Here is a 19,170-nt window from a genome sequence, read left to right on the forward strand (position 1 = left end):
GTATAAATAAGATAACCGATATGAAAGGCGGAAGTAAAATGGCAAATATTAAAACAATTGGAGTGGTTGGAGCAGGAGCAATGGGAGCAGGTATTGCGAATGTAATGGCTACGAATGGATATAAAGTTATTTTAAGAGATATTAAAGAAGAATACGTACAAAGTGGTTTAGATAGAATTAACAAATTCATGGATAACAGTATTAAACGTGGGAAGTTAACAGAAGAAGGTAAACAAGAGGTTCTAGATCGAATTACAGCGACAACTTCTCTACAAGATATGAAAGATGTTGATTTAGTGATCGAAGTAGTCATTGAAGATATGGATATTAAACAACAAGTATTTAAAGAGTTAGATGAAATTGTACGTGAAGATGTTGTCTTAGCAACAAATACATCATCAATGTCTATCACTGAGATTGCATCTGTTGTAAAAAATCCATCACGTGTAGCAGGAATGCACTTCTTTAACCCAGCACAAATCATGAAGTTAGTTGAAGTCATCCGTGGGTTAGAGACTTCTGACGAAACAATTGATACATTGCGTCAAGTAGCGGAAAGCGCGAAAAAAGAAGTTGTAGAAGTGAAAAAAGATGTGCCAGGATTCATCGTTAACCGTATTATGATACCACAATTTATCGAAGCCATTAAAGTCCTAGAAGAAGGTATTGCATCGAAAGAAGATATCGATAAAGCAATGCTTTACGGATTAAACCATCCAATGGGTGCTTTTGAATTACAAGATTATGCTGGTGTAGATATCGGATACTTTGTAATGGAGTACTTCCAAAAAGAGTTTGCGGATAACCGTTGGGCTCCGCCTTTATTAATGAAGAATATGATGCGAGCAGGACGTAACGGTAAGAAATCAGGTAAAGGATTCTACGATTACGACTAATTTAAATTGAAGTGAATTCAGATTGAGTGTTTAAAAGAATAAAAACATTAAAAGGAGAATCTAAATGGTGAAAAAAAATAAAGTGATTTCTTATTTAGAGGCCGCAGAATTAGTGAATGACGGCGACTTACTGGCTACTGCGACTTTTGGGCTAGGAGGATTACCAGAACAATTATTAGTCGGAGTGAAAGAACGTTACGAAAAGGAACAACATCCAAAAGACATTACATTCATGTGGTCATGTGGAATTGGTAATAATACACCTGGAAGAGGTGCAGACCACCTATTAGCAGATGGTTTATTAAAACGTATCATTGCAGGACATGTTGGATCATCTCCAAACACAGTAAAAGCAATTGTAGACAATAAACTTGAAGCATACTTATTCCCTCAAGGAGTATTCACTCAATTATATAGATCAATCGCTGGTGGGAAACCCTTCTTAACAAAAGTTGGATTAAAGACATTCGTGGATCCGCGTTTAGAAGGTGCTAAATCAACACCAAAGACGACTGAAGAGCTAGTTCGATTAGTTGAATTCGATGGAGAAGAGTGGCTAAAATATCCAGATTTCGATATTGACGTTGCATTCATCCGTGGTACATACGCTGATGAGAACGGGAACTTAAACGTACAAGACGAGACATGTAAATTAGAGCAACTTGAGTTAGCTATGGCGACTAAAAACAAGGGCGGTATAGTTATTGCTCAAGTTAAAAAAGTCGTTGAAAATGGTCAACTTCATGCTAAAGAAATTCTTGTTCCAGGTGGTTTAATTGATTATATCGTTGAATCTGAACCAGAATATCACTACCAAACAATGGGTACGTATTTTAATCCAGAGTTCTCAAACGATGTAAAAGTACCATTAGGAACTGAGAAACCATTACCGTTAACGACACGTAAGATTATCGGACGTCGTGCTGCAATGGAATTATCTCCAGATTCATTAATTAACCTTGGTATTGGAACACCAGATATGGTTGCATCTGTTGCAAATGAAGAAGGTGTAGCTGATCAATATACAGTAACGTTAGAGATGGGATTATGGGGTGGTAAGCCAAATAGTGGCTTAGACTTCGGAGGTGCACGCAACGCTGAAGCATCAATACCAATGGCAAACCAGTTTGATTTCTATGATGGTAACGGTCTGGATTTATCAGTTTTAGGTATTGGTGAGATTGATGCAGAAGGAAATAATAACGTAACAAAATTTGGACCTAAAGTACCTGGCCCAGGTGGTTTCATTAACATTTCGCAAAATACGCATCACTTAGTTTTCGTTGGATCCTTTACAATTGGTGGAAAAGCTCACATTGAAGACGGAAAATTAGTTATTACTGATCAAGGTAAAGGACCGAAATTTGTTAATAAGGTTGAGCAAGTCAGTTTCTCAGGTAAGTACGCTACTGAAAATGGACAAAAACTTCTATATGTAACAGAGCGAGCAGTTTTTGATTTGCATGATGGAAGAATCAGATTAATTGAATACGCACCAGGTGTAGATGTTCAGAAAGACATTTTAGATTACATGGAATTTGAACCTTTAATTTCAGAAGACTTAAAAGAAATGAACCCAGATATTTTCCAAGAAAATTGGGGCGGTTTAAAAGACATTATTAAAGAAAATAGTTTGAAGGCATAATACATATTCAAGATACAAAGCACAAAACATTAGGAGGACTTATAAATGGTTAAAGAGTCAAGAGCAGATAAAGATTTTCAAGAAGAAAAGTTTTTCTATTCAGATTTATATAACTATTCATCAAAATTAACAGAGGGTGAAAAAGAAGTTTTAGCTGAATTAGAAGAAGTATTAAAAAATGACTTACACCCTGTATTAGCAAAGCATTGGCATGATGCGACGTTCCCATTAGAAGAAGTACAGAAAATTTTAGACTTAAATTTAATGGACGATCCTCGTCTATTAGAAGGCCGCGAAGATGGTTATATTTCTCAATTATTCCGTGGATTCCGTTCGTATACCATTGCAAAAACTGACCCAGTTTTAGGAACGTTCTATACACAAAATGGTGGATTATACCATGAATGTGTTCGTTTAGGTGGTAGTGAAGAACAGGTAGCAGAATTAATGCCAGGTGTCCGCTCTTTTGATAACTGGGGAGCATTATGTATGACAGAGCCAGATCACGGATCAGACGTAGCTGGAGGAATGGCAACAACTGCAACACGTGACGGTGATACGTGGACACTAAACGGTCACAAAAAGTGGGTTGGAGGCGCATCAATTGCTGATATGTTAGCAATATTTGCACGTGATACTGAAGATGGTCAAGTTAAAATGTTCTATATTCCACGAGAAACAGAAGGAGTAGAGACCTTTGTTACACCAGAGAAAGCATTTTTCCGTTCGATGCCAAATGCGGAGATTATTATGAAAGATGTAAAAGTACCTGAGTCTCAACGTGCTCAAAAGGTTAACTCATGGAAAGACGTTGCTAAAATCCTTCGTAATACACGCTCAGACGTAGCATGGTTACTAGCTGGAGCAACAGCAGGAGCATTTGAAGCTGCATTAAAATATACACGTGAACGTGAACAATTTGGAAAACCAATTGCTAGTTTCCAATTAATTCAAGAGAAATTAGCTCGTATGGCAATGAACGCACAAGCGACATTAGCCTTTGCTTACCGTTTAGCTGAGCAACAAGAAGAAGGTATCTATAAAGAAGAAGCGTCATCAATGGCTAAGTTACATAATGGATTAAGAGCAAGAGAAACAGCAGCATTAGCTAGAGAAGTTGCTGGAGGAAATGGCTTATTACTTAAATATGATATTCCAAGATTCTTCGCTGATATTGAAGGTATGTATACATATGAAGGAACACATGAAGTGAATTCATTAATCATTGGACGTTACTACACAGGTATCGGGGCATTTATTTAAGCCATTAAGACTGACATTTAAAGCCTTGTATATGTTCGTTATACAAGGCTTTTCTTAAAAAATAATCGAATCATTGTACTAGGAAAGGGAGAAAAACATGTTAAAGCAAAAACAAGAAGAAATTGTAATCGTTGGAGCAGCGCGTACACCTGTAGGAGCGTATTTAGGAGACTTAAAAACAGTTCCAGTTGAAGACTTAGGAGTTATCGCATTAGAAGAAGCAATTAAGCGTGCTAATGTAGCTAAAGAGGATATTCAAGAGGTTATTGTTGGACACGTTACAGGGTCACAAACAACGAATAACTTGGGGAATATTATCGGAATCAACGCCGGCTTATCTAAAGCCATGACAGGGATGACAATTAATCGAATTTGTGGATCAGGTATTCAATCTGCCGTTTCTGCAGTACAAGAATTATTATTATCGAACAAAACGATGATTGCCGCTGGAGGAGCAGAATCTTTATCTCGAGCTCCATTCTACTTACCAGAATCAGTTCGGTACGATGGATTTAAAATGGGAGATCAAACTCTTATTGATGCTAACTTAGAAGGACACCGTTCTGCATCTGGTAAAGATTCTGGAGTTGGGCATATGGGTAACACTGCTGAGAACGTAGCGCGTAAGTATTCAATTACACGTGAACGTTCAGATGAATTCGCCGTTGAGTCTCAACGTAAAGCAGCTAAAGCTTTAGAAGATGGGCGCTTCGCTCAGGAAATCGTTCCAGTTGATGTACCAGGTCGTCGTGGGAAAGTTACAACTGTAGAAACAGATGGTCACCCTCGTCCAGGTACAAGTATGGAAAGCTTAGCTAAGCTAAGACCAGCTTTTGAAAAAGATGGCGTTGTAACAGCTGGTAATGCTTCAGGATTAAACGATGGAGCGGCTTTCGAAATCTTTACAACTAAATCTGTAGCTGAAGAAAAAGGCTTAGAAGTTATGGCAAAAGTTGTAGACTATCAAATTGCTGGTTGCGAACCTGAATATATGGGACTTGGTCCAGTTTACGCTATTAACCAATTACTTGAACGTCAAGGCTTAGACTTAAAAGAAGACATTGATATCTTAGAAATTAACGAAGCATTTGCTGCTCAAACAATCGGATGTTTAATTGAATTAGGTATTGAAGAAGATTCTGATTTCTACAAAAACAACTTTAACCCACACGGTGGTGCAGTTGCTTTAGGACACCCATTAGGAATGTCAGGTGCACGTATTATTACGTCATTATTATATGAATTCAAGAACCGGCCAGACGCTCGCTATGCGATTGCATCAGCTTGTATCGGTGGAGGACAAGGTATCGCACTATTATTAGAGAACGGAAACTACAATAAATAATTTTAGAAAAGATCATTTGATTTAAATTTGAGGAGTGAAAGAATGAGTGAACAATTTACAGCTGCGATTATCGGAGCAGGAACAATGGGATCAGGAGTTGCCCAAAAGATTGCTCAAGAAGGTATTCCAGTGACATTAGTAGATGTGACACAAGAGCAAGTTGAAAATGGACTACAAAAAATTAAAGACATGTTAAATGAAGGTGTTGATCGCGGCGTCTTCACTGAAGCCTACGTGAAAGAAACATTAGATTTAATTACATTAACAACTGACTATAATGATTTAAAAGATATCGACTTCGTTGTTGAAGCAGTCTTTGAAGATATGGGTGTGAAGACAGAAGTACTTCAAAAATTAGATGGCATCTTAAAAGAAGAAGCAATTCTAAGTTCGAATACATCAAGTTTCTATATTCGTGACTTAGCAAAAGTGACTAACCGTCCAGATCGCTTTATCGGAATGCACTACTTCTTCCATCCAGCTAAGAACCGCTTATTAGAGATTATCTCACATGAAGGAACAAGTGAAGAAACTGTTGCGATTGCCAATCGTTTCGCTGATTTACATAATAAAACAGCCATTACAGTTAAAGACTCACCAGGTTTCGCTGTTAACAGATTCTTCGTACCATGGTTAACAGAAAGTGTACGCATCTATGAAGAAGGTGTTGCAAATAAAGCAACGATTGATAAAGCTGCAGAGCAAACGTTTAAGATTGGCATGGGACCATTCACATTAATGAATGCGTCAGGTATCCCAATTGCGTATCACTCAGCAAATACTTTAGCTGCTGAAATTAGTGAATTCTATGCACCACCAAAAACTTTAGAAGATCAAGTAAACTCTAAAGAACTTTGGGATGTCGAAGATGGTGACGTCGATGAGTCGAAATTCGAAACAATTTCTAGACGTCTTTTAGGTGTATCCATCGGTGCTGCAACTGCTCTCGTTGATGAAGGCGTTGCTTCAATTGAAGATACTGACCGTGGAGCGATGGTAGGTTTAAGATGGAAGATTGGACCTTTCAAATTAGCTAACCAATATGGTGTGAAAGAAACATATGAAATGGTGAAAGAAATCAGTGATTCTAGACCTGGTTTCCCAGTTGCATCAATCTTAAGTAAACAAGCTGAATCAGGTGAACCATTTGACTTTAACTACATTGATTTAGCAGTAAGAGATGGCATTGCGACAATTACAATTAACCGTCCAGAAGCGATGAACGCTTTAAATCCAACAGTGGTTGCACAACTGGAAGAAACATTTAACAAAGCTGAAGCAGATGATTCTGTTAAAGCGATTGTCTTCAAAGGAGCAGGTAAAGCATTCGTTGCAGGAGCTGACTTGAAATTCTTCTTAGATGGCGCACAAAACGACAAAGTAGATGACATTGTAAGCTTCACTGCAAGAGGACATGATTTATTCAGACGCTTCGAAACGTCAGATAAATTAACGATCGCAGTATTAGATGGCCTATCACTTGGTGGTGGATCTGAATTAGCTTTATCTACTCAAGCGATTATTGCAACTGATAAAGGATCATTCGGCTTCCCAGAAAGTGGCTTAGGAATTTACCCAGGTTACGGTGGAATGTTACGTTTCAACAAACACTTAGGTAAAGAATTAACAAAATACTATGTATTAACAGGACGCGGCATTTCAGCTCAGCAAGCTCATGAATTAGGAATTGTATCTAGTTTAGTGAAGCCAGCTGAAATCAACCAAGCGATTAGCGATTTAGTTGAAGCAGGACAATTTGATAAGTACGCTGATCGTGAAATACCTACAGATTACCAAGAAATACTAACAGCCTTTTCGGATGAAAATATTGAAAAAACATTAGCAGGTGAAGCTGCTGATGGTGTATCTGAAGAGTTTGCACAAAAGACGGCAAAAACTGTTGGTTTTAAAGGACCAAACTCAGTTAAAGAGATTAAACTTATTATTGATAAGCAAACGAATTTATCTATTGATGATGGTATCGATTATGAATTATCACGCTTATCTGACATATTTAAATCTGAAGAAGCTTTAGTAGGCTTAAAAGCAACGATTGCTGGAAAACGTGCAGATTTCAGCAAGTTTAAATAAAATGTATAAAAAATAAAATAAGGAGGATTCGTTGCAATGAAAATTGATTGGTTAGCTGGAAGAGCAAATTTAACACCAAACCGCAATGCTGTTGTGGATCCGAAACTTAATAGAAAATGGAGTTATGAACAGTTAAATCAAAGAGCGGTTAACTTAGCTACGTATTTAAGGCAACAAGATGTAGGATACGGTGATCGGGTAGTTCTCATTGCTCAAAACAGTATAAGTCATCTAGATTTTCTCTTTGCTTGTACTAAAATAGGTGCGATATTTACGCCTATAAATTGGCGATTAAAAGAAAATGAATTAATGTCTATACTGAATAATAATCAACCAGTAATCGTTGCATATGAGTCAGACTTTAGATATCCATTTTATTATCAAACGGAACACTTTAGATTGATTGACGTGGATAGTGTTAAATATGACATTATCGTAAATAATGATAAGACAACAGAATTCAGAAATTATCCAGTTCAACAAGAAGATCCAGCAGTTATTATCTATACAAGTGGTTCAACAGGGCAGCCAAAAGGGGCTATGATTAGTCACCGAGCTATGATTAGCAATGCATTGAATTCTTTACCAAGTTGGGGAATAACGAAAGATGATCGAACGATAACAATCTCGCCTATGTTCCATACAGCCGGATTATTTAGCTTGGTTACACCGCTGTTAATGGCTGGAGGTGAGCTTATTATTCAGCCGACATTTGAAGCAACACTCACTTTTGAGTTAGTGAAAGAATATCAACCAACGAAAATTTTCATGGTTCCAACAATGTACTATGATTTAATGAATACACAAGAAATAGATATCTCTGAGATGACATCAGTTGATTTATTTGTATCTGGAGGCGCACCGATGTCAAGTGATGTCTATGATGCTTTTAATAATGCCGATTTACCTTTGATTGATTCATATGGTTTAACAGAAGCTGGACCAAATAATTTTTGGATAGCACCAGCAGAAGCTTCTACAAGAAGAGGATCTGTTGGAAAACCCATTATGTTTAGTGATATTTTACTCGTTGATGAATCAAATGAAGAGGTAGCTCCGGGTGAAATTGGTGAGTTACTTATTGCAGGGAATCATACGTTCAGTGGTTATTGGAATAATGAAGAAGCTACCAAAGAGGCATTTTTTAATAATTATGTTAGAACCGGTGACTTTGCGAAAGTGGATGGAGAAGGTAACTATTCTATTGTTGGTCGTAAGAAAGAAATGATAATTACTGGTGGGGAAAATGTCTACCCATCTGAAGTAGAAGAGGTCGTGATTCGACATCAACTGATTCATGATGTCATAGTTGTAGGATATCCTAATAAAAAATGGGGAGAATCTGTAGCTGCAGCTGTCATACTCAATGAACCGAGTGTAGATGCAGCAATGATCCTAGCAGAGTATTGCAAGACTCGATTAGCAGTACATAAGGTTCCAAAGTTTTACTTAGAATTCAATGAATTTCCGAGAAATTCAGTTGGTAAAATCGACAAACCTAAAATTACTAAGATGATTCTAGAAGCAGTTGAAGGACAGAAAGTTTAAGTAATTCATAGAATACGAAGGTAACATGATGCGTTTAATTTTAATTAGAACAAATAGGGGTTGATATAGATATGACTCTTCAATCCCTGCTTGTTTTGAAAACTAAATAAGGAGGTTTCTGATGGAAACCCTAGGAATTTTAGGTATTGTAGTTGCAATTATAGCTATTATTGTGATGGCTGTTAGAGGTTTACATATTGTTATTGCGGCTCCACTTGCCACATTAATCGTTATTTTAACGAATCGGATGGATATTTTTGCTAGTCTAATAGGACCAGAACAATCTTATATGGCTGGGTTAGCTGGCTTCTTAATTAATAACTTTGCTATCTTCTTGTTGGGGGCGATATTAGCCCAGTATATGGAGAAGAGTAATGCAACGATCTCCATTGCTAATTTTATTTTAAGCAAAGTTGGGCTTAAAAATAAATACGCAGTAATGGTAGCGCTATCATTGATTGCTGCTATATTAACCTATGGTGGAATTAGTTTGTATGTGGTGATGTTCGCGCTTGTACCATTAGCTAGACCGATATTCAAACGAATGGATATTAACTGGGAACTATTCCCGATTCCATTATTCTTCGGTATGGCGACATTTACTATGTCAATGTTACCTGGAGCACCATCTGTTCAAAACGCCGTCCCTACGACTGCTTTAGGAACAACATTAACATCTGCTCCTCTCTTGAGTATCGTAGCAACTATCGTGATGATTTTGTTTGGACTTGGTTATATGAAATTTGAGCTAAATAAAAGCATTCGAAAAAACGAAACATTTTACAGTTACTTAGGCGATAGTAAGCAAGCTGATTTGCCTGAAGAAGCTGAAGTGAATGAAGGTAATTTACCAAGTGTTATGTTGAGTTTAACGCCAATTATTAGTTTAATTGCGATTATATTAATCTTTAGTAAAGTACCACATATTATCTTAATTGCATTAACAGTAGCTATTATCTTAAGTGCAGTGTTATATAATAAGTACATTGAATCTCAAAACACTGTGCTTAGTAATGGTGCGGCCGGATCAGTTATGCCAGCCTTCTCTACATCGAGTTCGGTGGCTTTCGGTTCCGTATTAACGAGTGCCTCAGGATTTGCTATTATCCAAGATATGATTATGGCTATACCCGGTAATCCTATTATCGGCTTAGCTGTCGCATCATCATTACTCGCAGGTATAACGGGATCATCTTCTGGTGCGTTAGGTATTGTAATGGAAAGTTTTGCGCCTAATTACTTAGAAATGGGAATCAGTCCTGAACTTATTCACCGAGTTGCTGTTATAGCATCAGCGACATTAACGGCAGTACCACAATCTGGTGTAACAATTACGTTCAATAACTTAACAGGTTTATCAATTAGACGCGGATTTAAACACCAATTTATTATTATAAACGGTGGACATTTACTTGCACTGATTGCTGTATTGATTGTATCGGCGTTATTATATTAAAATCAAATGAGTATATATCTTGTTAATTAAAATAAATGTGGTATATTATAATCAACAATAACCAACGAAAGGACGAATCCAAATGAATTCTTTAACACAATTACAATTGAATCCATTTACAGTAAGCTTCTGGTGGAGTACAACTTCATCTGTGTGAAGCTTGATTCGTCATGCTCGCATAGATTTAAAAATCTATGCGAGTTTATAGAATAATAGTCTATTATTATCTATTTTAGAGAACCCGCTTAGATTTTTTTCTAGGCGGGTTTTTCTTTGGAATTGAATAATAATAATAGAGGGTGGAAAGATGAAACGTAAAATTGCTTATGGAGTGAGTCTATTAGTGCTCATTGGTCTTGTTTTCTCGGTTGCTACTTCGACGGAGACGACTGCAACAGAATCGGAACAGATATTGAACTTAGCAACAGCGAATGAACCCGTAGTTGATCCGGGATTAGCAACGGATAAAAATTCAGTCGCATTAATTGCGAATATCTTTGATGGGCTGACACGTCCGACAATCGAAGGGGATGTAGAACAAGGTGTTGCTCAGAGTTGGGATGTCAGTCAAGACCAATTAACTTATACGTTTCATCTGAGAGAATCCAACTGGAGTGATGGGACACCTTTAACTGCTAGTGACTTTGAATATGGATGGAAAAGGGTTTTGAATCCCGAGGTTGCCTCACCTGGTGCAGGTGAACTTTATATCATCGAAGGAGCAGAAGCTTATCATCAAGGTGAAGGGGCAGTTGAAGAGGTTCAAGTCGTGGCAGTGGATAACCTAACGCTGGAAGTGACATTAACTGAACCAATGCCACAGTTTTTAGAGCTTACGGGTAGATTACCTGAGCTATACCCGATTCCAGAACAGATTGTATCCCAGCATCCAGAGTGGGCTCAAAATGCTGGCGAATTATTTATCAATAATGGACCTTTCATGCTAAGTGAATGGAATCATCAAAGTGATTACACGATTGAGAAGAATCCAAATTACTGGGACAGTGATACGGTTCGACTTGATAAGGTATATGTTCAAGTCGTGGAATCTATGGCGACGGCTAATACGATGTATTTAAACGGTGACTTAGATTACTTAGGGATGCCTTTCCATACGATTTCACCTGAGATGATTGATATACATAAAGAATCAGGTGATTTAAACATGTCAGATATGGCAGCTTTTTATAATTATGCAATGAATACAAATGACCCTCATTTATCGAATGTTAATATTCGAAAAGCGCTCGCCTTGGCCGTGGACCGACAAGGGCTAATTGCTAATGTGACAAAAGCAAATCAAACAGCAGCATTGCGAATTGTTGGGCCGACCGCAACAAACGCGACTCAAGATGTAGCATATATTGAGGATGCTGACTATGATCAAGCGCGTAATCATCTAGAAAAAGGATTAGAAGAGTTAGGTTTAAGTGAACCAAGTGAATTACAACTTTCGATGTCAACCAATGTCAGCGAAGAACATTCAGCGGTCGCACAATTTGTTCAAGCTGGATGGAAAGAAGAGTTAGGTATCAACGTTGAGATAGAGACGACAGAATTTCAAGTTCATTTATCTAATATGAGTGAATTGAATTACCAATTAGGTCGACGCGGAGAAGGTTATGAATATTCTGATATCGCATCATTTTTAGAGCAATATTATTCGACAAACAATGGACGTAATCATACCGGCTGGGAAGATGAGAATTATCAACAACTAGTCGAAAAAGCAAGAGTAGAAACCGATTTAGAAAAACGAGAAGACTTATTATTAGAAGCAGAAGCGCTTTTTGTTGATGCCATGCCTATTGTTCCTTTGTATTTTTATACAAATGCATTTGTCGTTGGAGGTAACGTACATAATATGGAGATGGATACGATTGGTGTGATTCAGCTTAAAGATGTTTATGTAGAATAGGAGCAGTTCAATGAAAACACTATACAAACAAATTACAGACTATTTGACAGCGCAGCATGAAGAGATGGTGTCGCTGCTTAAACAACTCGTTAATATTGAAAGTGGGCCGGATCAACCTGAAGGTGTTGACGCCATTATAGAAATTTTTAAGCAAGAATTTGATCAACTTGGGCTAGTGTCTCGCACGGTTGAGATGGAGTATGCTGGTAGTACGATTGTCAGTATTTATACACCTGAAGATGTTGAAAACGACGCACCAATTGTATTAAGTGGACACATGGATACGGTATTTCAACCAGGGGTTTTAAGTGAGCATGGTTTTCGAATGGTGGACGACCGCTTTGCTAAAGGTGCTGGCATTGCGGATATGAAAGGTGGATTAGTAATTGCCCTTTATACATTGAAAGCATTAATTCATCTAGGTTATAAGAAACATCCAATCAAGATGTTGTTTATAGGAGACGAGGAAACATTGCACCGCAATTCAAATACGCGTGAGGTCATGTTAGAAGAGTTGACTGGTGCAAGCATGATGTTGAATTTTGAACCCGCTACAGAGCGCGAACATATCGGAGTAAGTCGAAAAGGTGGAGCGATGGTCACGATAGAAGTGGAGGGGATCGGTGCCCACTCAGGGGGCGGTGCTGCTACCGGACGAAGTGCTATCGTTGAATTAGCCTATAAAATAATTGAGTTGGAATCTAAAACTGATATCCAGCGCGGCAAACTGATTAACTGCGGGCTGATTGAAGGCGGCGTGAGTACCAATACAATTCCCGCTCACGCTAAAGCCAATATCGCTGCGCGTTTTTCTAATCAAACAACCAAAGATGAAATAATCAGAGACCTTGAAGAAGCAGTCGGTAATTCACACATTCAAGACACAACTGCACGTTACGAGATAGAATCTTATCTAGACGCGATGGAATTTACACCGGCAGTCGCACAATTTGCAGATCATTTTATAAGAATTGGATCTGATTGTGGTTATGGAGATTTAATAAAAAATAAAAGTGAAGGCGTGAGTGATGCATCACTTGGGGTTGTAGCTGGAGTGCCGACCTTATGTAGTATGGGGATTATTGGGTCTGGCGCGCATACGTTGGATGAAAAAGCTGATTTAGAATCATTGGTAAGTAAAGCAGTATTAGCAGTCAGCGGTATTATTGCATATTAATAAGAGCTGTTGGGAGCCAAGACTAATTGTCTGGCTTCTTTTATTTTAGAAAAATAGATTGGTGTATTCGGGACAAACTAATTTCTGTATGCGGGTCACTTCACACTAATCTTATCTTTCTGAACGAGTCCTAGAATTCTTCGCAATCATAGTGCGAGGCAATTGGCCTTACTTACTTATTTATTCCACTCAATTTAATATACTGTGAATGTACAAATGTTAGTTAACGAAGTCTATCCTCCCATACCAGAATCCATATGGTAGTTAACCGCCTTAATCAAACCAAACAATCAAACTCTTTTAAATGCTAGCTAGCTTTTTAACCCAACTATAATATAATACCAATATGACAATCAAATTGATTGAGATAGGTAGGGTGAGAGTGTGAAACGAAATGTTGATTATTTTAAAGATGGTTTAAAGGATTCGATTCCTTTAGCCATTGGGTATTTTTCGGTGGCTTTTACATTAGGGATTGCGGCGAGAAATGCTGGCCTTACTCCATTACAAGGATTCTTAAGTGCTTTATTACTAAATGCGTCGGCTGGGCAATATGCTGTGTATAGCTTGTTTGAGTCGAATGCACCTTTTGTGGAAGTGGTATTAGTCACGCTTGTTGTGAATGCTCGTTACATCTTAATGAGTTTGGCATTGAGCCAACGTGTTCATCCAGAAAGCCCAATGGGACACCGCTTCTTAATTAGCCTAGGTATAACTGATGAGTTATTCGGACTATCAATAGCGGATAATAAATTCGTTCAACCTTACTACTACTATGGAACGATGACATCACTATTATGGTGGGCGATTGGGAATTTTATTGGTGTCATCGCTGGAAATATACTCCCGTTGAGTATAGTGAGTGCGTTAAGTGTGGCTTTGTATGGGATGTTCATTGCTGCGGTTATTCCTTCAGCAAAAGTGAATCGGACGATTGCTTTTTTCGTTGTTGTTTCTTATGTAGCGAGTTTTACTGCTGATGTTATTGGTCTTGTGGAACGTTTTTCGTCTGGAATCGTGACGATCGTTTTGACAGTAATTATCGCAAGTGTTGCAGCAATTAGATATCCGATTGAAGATGAGGTGATCCATGATGAATAGCGTGTATTTTTATCTACTCCTCAGTGGAGCAGTACTGTATATGATGCGAGTCATTCCAATGACTTTAGCTAGAGGGCAAATTAAACACTCATTTATTCGGTCGTTTTTGTATTATGTTCCATATGTTACTTTATCAGTTATGACTTTCCCAGCTATTTTACAAGTGACGCAGACACCTCTATCTGGACTGGCAGCATTAGTTGGTGCCATTTTAATGTCTTGGCGAGGCGCTAATTTAATTCAAGTGGCAGTCACAAGTTGTATGCTTGTTTTTATCGTGGAATTGATTTTAATTTAAGTGATAGTTGAATCATTTCTCTCTCTTTCATCAAACTGGTAAGATAGCGATATAGCATTGAGAGAGGAAGAGACGATGACTGATAAGACAAGCATGCTAATTCAAGTATATTCAGAAATTGGTCGGTTGAAACGAGTAATATTACATCGCCCAAGTATTGAATTAGAAAATTTAATTCCAGCTAATCTTGAAGCGTTACTATTTGATGACATACCTTATTTGGAGGCGGCGCAAAAAGAACATGATGCATTTGCTCAAGTATTAAAAGAGAATGGCGTCGAAGTACTTTACTTAGAGAAATTAGCTGCAGAAGCTATTGACAATGGGAATGTGAGAGAAGAATTTATTGAGGAATGGTTGAGTGAATCAGGCTTAGAACCGGGTGCTCATTACCATGCTGTTAAAGAAAAGCTGACAGCGATTGAAGATTCTTACGAGCTGATACTCAAGACAATGACAGGATTTAGAAAAGATGAAGTCAAGGTTGAAGAAGGTACAACTTTGATTGATACTTTGGATAGAGATTATCCTTTGTTAATTAATCCGATGCCGAGTTTATACTTTACTCGGGACCCTTTCGCGACAATCGGGCAAGGAATTTCTTTGAATCATATGTATTCTGAGACGCGCAAACGAGAAACAATATATGGAAAGTATATCTTCCAATATCATCCAGTTGTCAAAGATAACTCCGTCCCTTTGTATTATTTCCGAGATGAATCGACTTATATTGAAGGTGGAGATATCTTAGTGCTATCTGAGGATGTCTTAGCGATTGGGATTTCGCAGAGAACGGACGCGCGTTCTATTGAGAAGCTTGCAAAAAATGTCTTTGAAGATACAGATTACAGCCAAGTGCTGGCTTTTCTCATTGGAAGTAACCGAAAGTTCATGCATTTAGATACAGTTTTTACGATGGTTGATTACGATAAATTCACGATTCATCCTGAAATAGAAGACCAATTAAAAGTGTATACGATTACAAGTCAAGACGGCGAAGTGAAAATCGAAGAGGAAACCGCTCCATTAGAAGAGATATTAGAAGCAGCTCTCAACATTGAGAAAGTAACACTTATTCGTTGTGGGGGTGAAGACCCAGTAGCTGCGGCGCGTGAGCAGTGGAATGACGGGGCCAATACATTGGCGATTGCACCAGGCGAGTTAATTGTTTACGACCGTAATCCAGTTACAAATGCCTTGCTTGAAGAAGCAGGAATTAAATTACATAAAATCCAAGGAAGTGAATTAGTCCGTGGTCGAGGCGGACCGCGTTGTATGTCGATGCCGATTTACCGAGAGCGGTTTTAATTCATATCACTGGAGTTTGAAATGGTCATTGAACGATTTAATAAAATTCAAACCCATACATTCTTCATCACCATCGTAGCGGGTGAAGATAATGTTGGTGTTTATATACCACATTTAACTTGATTGCTTGGAACAGGTATTTTAATCGGTGTTTTTTTTACAATTGGTATCGCCATAATGTCTGCATTAAATGCACTTTCGATGATTAACGAAATGATTGAAAAATACGTACGAATTATTTTAGTGCTTGTATTTACGCCACTAAGTTTTTATATAAAGGTTAAGAATAGAACCTTACAACATATATAGTCCATCTTAGTTTGGAAAATTAAATAATAAAAAACGAGTATAGCCACTGTCATGCAAACAGCAAGCGATACTCGTTTTTATTATAATTGAATTTAGTCATTCACGACTTCTGCATATTTAATATTGTGTTGAGGGTCGACTTTCGACACTCCAGTTTGTTTTTCATAGAAATTATCAAATAAAGTCATCGCAACCGTAGTTAAGACACCAATTACTGCCGCGTCGTCAACAAAACCTAAGGGACCAAAGATATCTGGCAGGACATCCACGGGGAAGATCGTATAGGCTAGGGCGACACCGACCATACCTTTAATATATAGTGGTGTTTCTTTTTTGAATAAGGCTTTGACAAATTTACCTAAAGTTGTTTTTGAAGTTTTATTTGCTTTCATTAATACACACCCTTTCTTGACTATATACATTATAACGCTAAGGATTGATTCGGATATCAGTCTTAAGGATGATATTTAATTGTGACAAGATTATGCCAAGAAAATAAGAATTGATTTAAAATACTTTCTCAGAAAAGCGTGATAAAAGATTGTACCATAGTATTTGTGTTAAAATAGCAGTAACAAATAAACTGAGGAGGCAAAGGATGGCAAGGAAATATATTGTAGAAGATTTTGATGCGAATGGTGGCGTGTTTAAAACACAAATGACAAAGCTGTACCAAGAAATTGCCGATTACGCGAATAAAAAAGGTTTAACAATTATAAAAGTCAGTGATATGGATGAAAAAGGCCGTTGTGCGGTCATTTTTGAAGAAATTTAATTACTTAAGTTCGTTTGTGTATAATTATATGGCACAAGCGAATTTTTTTAATCAAAATACTTATGCACATGTTCATAATTTGCAAATAACTTTTCATTTTATCAACATATCCACACAACACCTGTGCACAGTATATTGTTTTAGCTCTGCGGATGTAAGTGCTATACTTAAGATATCGAAAAACAATTTTAAAAAAAGAGTGAGAGGTGAATCGAATGACAAAAAAGTAAAAAATATTTTGCTGGAGCGACTGAGTATCATTGAAGCGCGGTACGTGGATTTTTCTAATAATCCTTTTGATAGCGATATAGCACATGATTTGCGAGTGAGCATAAGAGAATTGCGTGGTTTATTGAACTTTATCAAACCGATTATCGGTGAAGAGACGTATGATTCAATGAATGCGCCGCTTCGCGAAGCAGCGCAAGTATTTGGACCTATTCGCGAACTCGATGTATTGACTGAATTTACTGAAGAAGTTGCTTTAGAACAACCAGATTTAAGTGAGTATTTTTATGATGCGTTTAATTTATTAGGCAAAGAACGCCGGAAAGAAATGCGTCGCATATTTAACGTGACGAATGTTGAACTAGTCAAAGACGCGTTAACAACCACTAAAGAAACGCTTGAAGAATTAGAGTTGGATAAAGATTTTGATTGGGATAAATATGTTGCTAAACGCTTAGAGAAAAAGAATGATAAATTGCAAAAAGCGTATGAAGAAGTGGATCTCGAAGATTATGAAACGGTTCATGATATTCGAAAAGATGCTAAGAAAAATCGCTATGCAGCAAAATACTATAAAAATATAACATCCAAAAAAACTAAACCGTATAAAAAAGCAGCCGAAGCCATTCAAGATAAGTTTGGTGAAGTGACTGATGTGCATGTGAATTACGACTTATTAACAGACTTTGCTGATCAGGTTGAGGATAAAGATGTGAGAGAGTTATTCTATCAAATTCGTGATATTGCTCAAGAAAAAATAATAGTCACCGAATAAAAGGAGAATGAAATTGGATTTATTTAAAGCACTCGTTGTACGAAAAGAAAACGACGACGTAAGTTATGAAGTTGAATCAATAAAGCAAGAAAATTTAGACGAAGGTTCAGTTTTAATCAAAGTTCACTATTCATCACTGAATTATAAAGATATGTTAGCTACTCAAGCAAATGGTGGCGTGATTCGTCGCTACCCAATGATTCCAGGGATTGACTTAAGTGGAGAAATTGTTAAAACGACAGATGAATCTTTTGAAGTTGGACAAGAAGTACTGATTACAGGATACGATTTAGGTGTGAATCACACGGGTGGCCTAGCCCAATATGCTCAAGTGCCTTCTGAATGGATCATTCCGGTGCCAGAAAATCTAACTTTAAAAGATGCTATGACTTATGGGACAGCTGGTTTCACAGCAGCCCAATCTGTTCGAGCACTTGAACAGCATGGTATGGATCCGAAATTGGATCAACGAATTTTAGTCACTGGAGCTTCCGGTGGCGTAGGGAGTATTGCCTTAGCCATCCTAGTCAAAGCCGGCTACCAAAACGTTACAGCAATGATCCGTAAAGACTATCAGGAAAAAGTTGTTAAAGATATTGGCGCGCATCAAATCTTATGGGCAGATGATATTGGCGAGAAAAAAGCCCTTGCTTCTCAAAAATACGACTACGTCTTAGACACCGTCGGAGGCGATGTTGCCGCAACTCTCATCTCGCAAATTCAAGAAAAGGGAAGCATGAGTTTATGCGGAAATGCGGCGGGAGTAAAATTAGAAACAACCGTCTTGCCATTAATTCTCAGAGGCATTAACTTACTAGGGATCAACTCAGTCAACGCTTCTCAAGAAGAACGCGAAATAATCTGGAACAACTTGGCGGATTCATGGAATGTTGTTGATAATTTAAACGCGAAAACAATTAAACTAGATGACGTTTCTGAAACAATCACCGCCTTAAAAGAAGGTTCACACGTTGGTCGAACAATTGTAGAGATGAATTAGAGATTACATAGAGAACCGTAATTTGAGAAAATTATGG

16 protein-coding genes are annotated in these 19,170 nt (G+C 37.7%); 15 read left to right on the plus strand and 1 reads right to left on the minus strand.

Features of this window, described 5'->3' with window-relative positions; genetic code table 11:
- Positions 1-38 precede the first annotated feature (38 nt).
- The 12 genes from ACEN3Z_RS01505 to arcA all read left to right on the plus strand — a co-directional run bounded on the left by ACEN3Z_RS01505 (position 39) and on the right by arcA (position 16,046).
- On the plus strand, positions 39-896 hold the full coding sequence (locus ACEN3Z_RS01505) for a 3-hydroxyacyl-CoA dehydrogenase family protein (protein WP_407089296.1): 858 nt from the start codon (positions 39-41) through the stop codon (positions 894-896).
- A 64-nt stretch (positions 897-960) separates the two neighbouring features.
- Positions 961-2,541 (plus strand): acyl CoA:acetate/3-ketoacid CoA transferase, encoded by a 1,581-nt coding sequence (locus ACEN3Z_RS01510; RefSeq protein ID WP_407089297.1) that lies wholly within the window; start codon positions 961-963, stop codon positions 2,539-2,541.
- 45 nt (positions 2,542-2,586) lie between these two features.
- Positions 2,587-3,804, plus strand: a complete 1,218-nt coding sequence (locus tag ACEN3Z_RS01515) for an acyl-CoA dehydrogenase family protein (RefSeq protein ID WP_407089298.1) — start codon at positions 2,587-2,589, stop codon at positions 3,802-3,804.
- A gap of 97 nt (positions 3,805-3,901) precedes the next feature.
- Complete coding sequence (locus ACEN3Z_RS01520; protein WP_407089299.1) at positions 3,902-5,149, plus strand: thiolase family protein; 1,248 nt, start codon at positions 3,902-3,904, stop codon at positions 5,147-5,149.
- 42 nt (positions 5,150-5,191) lie between these two features.
- Positions 5,192-7,240, plus strand: coding sequence for a 3-hydroxyacyl-CoA dehydrogenase NAD-binding domain-containing protein (locus ACEN3Z_RS01525; RefSeq protein WP_407089300.1), 2,049 nt, complete (start codon positions 5,192-5,194; stop codon positions 7,238-7,240).
- 36 nt (positions 7,241-7,276) lie between these two features.
- Complete coding sequence (locus ACEN3Z_RS01530; protein ID WP_407089301.1) at positions 7,277-8,788, plus strand: class I adenylate-forming enzyme family protein; 1,512 nt, start codon at positions 7,277-7,279, stop codon at positions 8,786-8,788.
- Between the two features lie 121 nt (positions 8,789-8,909).
- A complete protein-coding gene (locus ACEN3Z_RS01535) occupies positions 8,910-10,244 on the plus strand; it encodes a GntP family permease (protein WP_407089302.1) in 1,335 nt (444 codons plus the stop codon).
- A 307-nt stretch (positions 10,245-10,551) separates the two neighbouring features.
- The gene (locus tag ACEN3Z_RS01540; RefSeq protein ID WP_407089303.1) at positions 10,552-12,162 is read left to right on the plus strand and encodes a peptide ABC transporter substrate-binding protein; all 1,611 of its coding nucleotides are present in this window, start codon (positions 10,552-10,554) and stop codon (positions 12,160-12,162) included.
- A gap of 10 nt (positions 12,163-12,172) precedes the next feature.
- Positions 12,173-13,339, plus strand: a complete 1,167-nt coding sequence (locus ACEN3Z_RS01545) for a M20/M25/M40 family metallo-hydrolase (RefSeq protein ID WP_407089304.1) — start codon at positions 12,173-12,175, stop codon at positions 13,337-13,339.
- 384 nt (positions 13,340-13,723) lie between these two features.
- On the plus strand, positions 13,724-14,440 hold the full coding sequence (locus ACEN3Z_RS01550; RefSeq protein ID WP_407089305.1) for an AzlC family ABC transporter permease: 717 nt from the start codon (positions 13,724-13,726) through the stop codon (positions 14,438-14,440).
- Positions 14,433-14,738 (plus strand): AzlD domain-containing protein, encoded by a 306-nt coding sequence (locus ACEN3Z_RS01555; protein WP_138404603.1) that lies wholly within the window; start codon positions 14,433-14,435, stop codon positions 14,736-14,738. Before ACEN3Z_RS01550 ends, ACEN3Z_RS01555 begins: the two co-directional genes overlap by 8 nt.
- 75 nt (positions 14,739-14,813) lie before the next feature.
- Positions 14,814-16,046, plus strand: coding sequence for an arginine deiminase (arcA, locus tag ACEN3Z_RS01560; protein WP_407089306.1), 1,233 nt, complete (start codon positions 14,814-14,816; stop codon positions 16,044-16,046).
- Positions 16,047-16,447: 401 nt separating this feature from the next.
- Here the strand turns inward: arcA and ACEN3Z_RS01565 are convergent, their stop codons facing one another.
- Positions 16,448-16,747 (minus strand): YkvA family protein, encoded by a 300-nt coding sequence (locus ACEN3Z_RS01565; protein WP_407089307.1) that lies wholly within the window; start codon positions 16,745-16,747, stop codon positions 16,448-16,450.
- Between the two features lie 206 nt (positions 16,748-16,953).
- Between ACEN3Z_RS01565 and ACEN3Z_RS01570 the strand changes: the two genes are divergently transcribed.
- The 3 genes from ACEN3Z_RS01570 to ACEN3Z_RS01580 all read left to right on the plus strand — a co-directional run bounded on the left by ACEN3Z_RS01570 (position 16,954) and on the right by ACEN3Z_RS01580 (position 19,133).
- Positions 16,954-17,130, plus strand: a complete 177-nt coding sequence (locus tag ACEN3Z_RS01570; protein ID WP_197104304.1) for a hypothetical protein — start codon at positions 16,954-16,956, stop codon at positions 17,128-17,130.
- Positions 17,131-17,404: 274 nt separating this feature from the next.
- On the plus strand, positions 17,405-18,133 hold the full coding sequence (locus ACEN3Z_RS01575) for a CHAD domain-containing protein (protein ID WP_407089353.1): 729 nt from the start codon (positions 17,405-17,407) through the stop codon (positions 18,131-18,133).
- A gap of 13 nt (positions 18,134-18,146) precedes the next feature.
- Positions 18,147-19,133 carry a YhdH/YhfP family quinone oxidoreductase gene (locus tag ACEN3Z_RS01580; RefSeq protein WP_407089308.1) on the plus strand — a complete coding sequence of 329 codons (987 nt, stop codon included), beginning with the start codon at positions 18,147-18,149 and terminating at the stop codon, positions 19,131-19,133.
- Positions 19,134-19,170: the final 37 nt, after the last annotated feature.

Origin of the sequence: Ruoffia sp. FAM 26254 (genome assembly GCF_045528545.1) — a bacterium.
Lineage (GTDB): Bacteria > Bacillota > Bacilli > Lactobacillales > Aerococcaceae > Ruoffia > Ruoffia halotolerans.

Bases quoted from the DNA above. Each gene is read 5' to 3' on its own strand.
- ACEN3Z_RS01505 (WP_407089296.1), top strand. From the start codon at position 39: ATGGCAAATATTAAAACAATTGGAGTGGTTGGAGCAGGAGCAATGGGA.
- ACEN3Z_RS01510 (WP_407089297.1), top strand. From the start codon at position 961: ATGGTGAAAAAAAATAAAGTGATTTCTTATTTAGAGGCCGCAGAATTA.
- ACEN3Z_RS01515 (WP_407089298.1), top strand. From the start codon at position 2,587: ATGGTTAAAGAGTCAAGAGCAGATAAAGATTTTCAAGAAGAAAAGTTT.
- ACEN3Z_RS01520 (WP_407089299.1), top strand. From the start codon at position 3,902: ATGTTAAAGCAAAAACAAGAAGAAATTGTAATCGTTGGAGCAGCGCGT.
- ACEN3Z_RS01525 (WP_407089300.1), top strand. From the start codon at position 5,192: ATGAGTGAACAATTTACAGCTGCGATTATCGGAGCAGGAACAATGGGA.
- ACEN3Z_RS01530 (WP_407089301.1), top strand. From the start codon at position 7,277: ATGAAAATTGATTGGTTAGCTGGAAGAGCAAATTTAACACCAAACCGC.
- ACEN3Z_RS01535 (WP_407089302.1), top strand. From the start codon at position 8,910: ATGGAAACCCTAGGAATTTTAGGTATTGTAGTTGCAATTATAGCTATT.
- ACEN3Z_RS01540 (WP_407089303.1), top strand. From the start codon at position 10,552: ATGAAACGTAAAATTGCTTATGGAGTGAGTCTATTAGTGCTCATTGGT.
- ACEN3Z_RS01545 (WP_407089304.1), top strand. From the start codon at position 12,173: ATGAAAACACTATACAAACAAATTACAGACTATTTGACAGCGCAGCAT.
- ACEN3Z_RS01555 (WP_138404603.1), top strand. From the start codon at position 14,433: ATGAATAGCGTGTATTTTTATCTACTCCTCAGTGGAGCAGTACTGTAT.
- arcA (WP_407089306.1), top strand. From the start codon at position 14,814: ATGACTGATAAGACAAGCATGCTAATTCAAGTATATTCAGAAATTGGT.
- ACEN3Z_RS01565 (WP_407089307.1), bottom strand. From the start codon at position 16,747: ATGAAAGCAAATAAAACTTCAAAAACAACTTTAGGTAAATTTGTCAAA.
- ACEN3Z_RS01570 (WP_197104304.1), top strand. From the start codon at position 16,954: ATGGCAAGGAAATATATTGTAGAAGATTTTGATGCGAATGGTGGCGTG.